Source organism: Rhodococcus sp. IEGM 1379 (assembly GCF_030056815.1).
Classification (GTDB): Bacteria; Actinomycetota; Actinomycetes; order Mycobacteriales; family Mycobacteriaceae; genus Rhodococcus_F.
Genome location: NZ_JASHKR010000172.1, coordinates 1 through 2,354, shown reverse-complemented (window position 1 = coordinate 2,354; position 2,354 = coordinate 1). Strand labels below are relative to the sequence as shown.

Genomic DNA, 2,354 nt, shown 5'->3' with positions numbered 1-2,354 from the left:
CCGTTGGTGACAATGGTGTCGCCGAGCAGTCCGACGTCCGTCGGGTCGGATTCGTCGAAGGCGCCGGTAGCGGTGAATCGTCGATCCTGAATGACGATCGGAACATCGTCGACTCCATAAGTTTTCGGGATGTCGAGGGAATCGGTCTCGGCGTCGTCGATCAGGAACAGACCGGCCAGGCCTCGCATGACGTGCCGTTCGGTGGCACCGTGTGGATGTGGGTGGTACCAGAGCGTCGATGCGGGTTGATCGATTGTCCACGCGGGCTCCCAGCGCCCGCCTGCCTCGATGGTCTGGTGCGGTCCGCCGTCGAACTTGGCGGGGAGGTGCATGCCGTGCCAGTGCACGGTCGTCGGCTCGTCGAGTGTGTTGTCGATGGTGAATGCCACCGACTCTCCACGTTTTGCCCGAATAGTCGGTCCGAGGACCGAGCCGTTGAATCCCCAGGTATCCGTGAGTTTTCCGGCGACAAATTCTGTGGTCCCCGCGCCGGCGCTGAGTGTGAAGTGGCGTACGCCCGAACCGTCGACGGTTGACGGTGCCAGCGGAGGGACAGGGAGGGGACGTGATGTGCCTGGTTCCGCACCTTGCGATTTCGGACCGGCAGTGCAACCCAGCGCGAGTCCGAGCGGTGCGGCTGCAAAGCCCCACAGGATTGTGCGCCTGGAAATCCGGTTCATCATGCTCCTGGAAGTAGTACGTGATCGACTACTTCCAGTGTTCGGGGATGACGGACCTGCCGAATCCTGCTTGCGGACCCGTCGCGCACCCTCCCGCGGGCCCTTGCGGACCGCTCAAAATTTTGCTACCGCAAGCGCGCCAGCACATCCTCGTGCAGCAAACCGTTGGTCGCGACGGCACTGCCACCGTGTGGGCCGGCGCCGCCGCCCAAGTCGGTGAACATGCCACCGGCTTCGCGAACCAGTACGTCCAAGGCTGCGAGATCCCAGAGTGAGACTTCAGGTTCGGCAGCGATGTCCACTGCGCCTTCTGCAACGAGGCAGTAGGAGAAGAAGTCGCCGTAGCCGCGGACTCGCCAGACGTGGTCGGTGAGTTCGATGAACTGGTCGCGGATACCGCGGTCCTTCCATCCGGACAGGCTCGAAAAACTCAGGCTCGAAGATTCGCTACGGTCGACGGCAGAGACTTGGATGCGGCGAGCATCGGCGCCGTCATACGACGTGAAGGCGCCCAAACCTGTTGCTGCCCACCAGCGCCGGTTCAGGGCCGGTGCGCTGACGACCCCCACGACCGGTACACCGTCCTCGAGCAAACTGATCAATGTTGCCCAGACGGGGACGTTGCGCACGAAGTTCTTGGTGCCGTCGATCGGATCGACCACCCACTGCCGACCTTCGAAGATCGCGTCGCCGCCGAACTCTTCACCGAGGACGGCGTCGCCGGGCCGTTGTTCCGCAAGAGTCGCGCGCACGGCCCGCTCGACCGCGAGGTCGGCGTCGGATACGGGCGTGAGGTCGGGCTTGTCGTCCACCCGCAGATCGAGTGCGCCGAAGCGGGCGCGAGTGATCGCGTCAGCTTCGTCCGCGATACGGAGGGCCAGAGCAAGGTCGGAAGCAAGATCGGTCACGGGTAGACAACTTACCGCCTCAGCCAGGGGTGACTTCGTTCAGCTTTCCGGTAGCGACGTCGAAGACAAAACCTCGAAGGGAGGTCGTCGCGGTGATGAACGGACTGCTCTCGATGCGTCGCAGGGATTGACGGACATCTTCTTCCACGTCGGGGAAGGACTCGGCGGACCAATTCGGCTTGATTCCGGTTTCGTCCTGGATGGAACGTTTGAAGGCGTCGTCGGTGAACGTCAGCATCCCGCAGTCTGTGTGGTGGATGAGAATGATCTCAGTAGTGCCGAGGAGTCGTTGGCTGATCGCCAGTGAGCGGATTTCGTCGTCGGTGACCACACCGCCCGCGTTGCGGATGACGTGTGATTCACCTTCGTTGATGCCGAGCATTCGATACACGTCGAGACGGGCATCCATGCAGGCCAGAACTGCGACGTGCTTGCTGGGCGGCAGAGGGAGCGGCCCGGAGAATTGCTCCGCATAGGCGGCATTGTTCTTTAGATATTCATCGGTGACGGTCATCTCCGGGATGCCTTTCGCGAGTACGGATTGTTTCCTTTCCAGTAGGTGCTTTCGCAAGATGGATCGCAAGGGTTCGCGTCGCGCTGATCAGAAGGGTGATAGGCGACAGAGCTGTCAGGGCCACCCGGTAGCCTTGAGAACCGTGCATCCTGACGTAATTGCAGACCTGAACGCGCTCGACACCACCCTTCGCACCTGCGAATCGGTTGTGGACGTCGAGGAGCTGCGCCGACGCATCGACGAGCTCGAGCA

3 protein-coding genes are annotated in these 2,354 nt (G+C 62.2%); all 3 read right to left on the bottom strand.

What is annotated here, in order from left to right; genetic code table 11:
- On the bottom strand, window positions 1-680 hold a 680-nt coding region (locus tag QM600_RS29320), incomplete at its 3' end, for a multicopper oxidase domain-containing protein (RefSeq protein WP_283265280.1).
- Window positions 681-805: 125 nt separating this feature from the next.
- Complete coding sequence (gene hisN, locus QM600_RS29315; protein ID WP_283265278.1) at window positions 806-1,588, bottom strand: histidinol-phosphatase; 783 nt, start codon at window positions 1,586-1,588, stop codon at window positions 806-808.
- 19 nt (window positions 1,589-1,607) lie between these two features.
- The gene (locus QM600_RS29310; protein ID WP_283265277.1) at window positions 1,608-2,102 is read right to left on the bottom strand and encodes a beta-class carbonic anhydrase; all 495 of its coding nucleotides are present in this window, start codon (window positions 2,100-2,102) and stop codon (window positions 1,608-1,610) included.
- Window positions 2,103-2,354 lie beyond the last annotated feature (252 nt).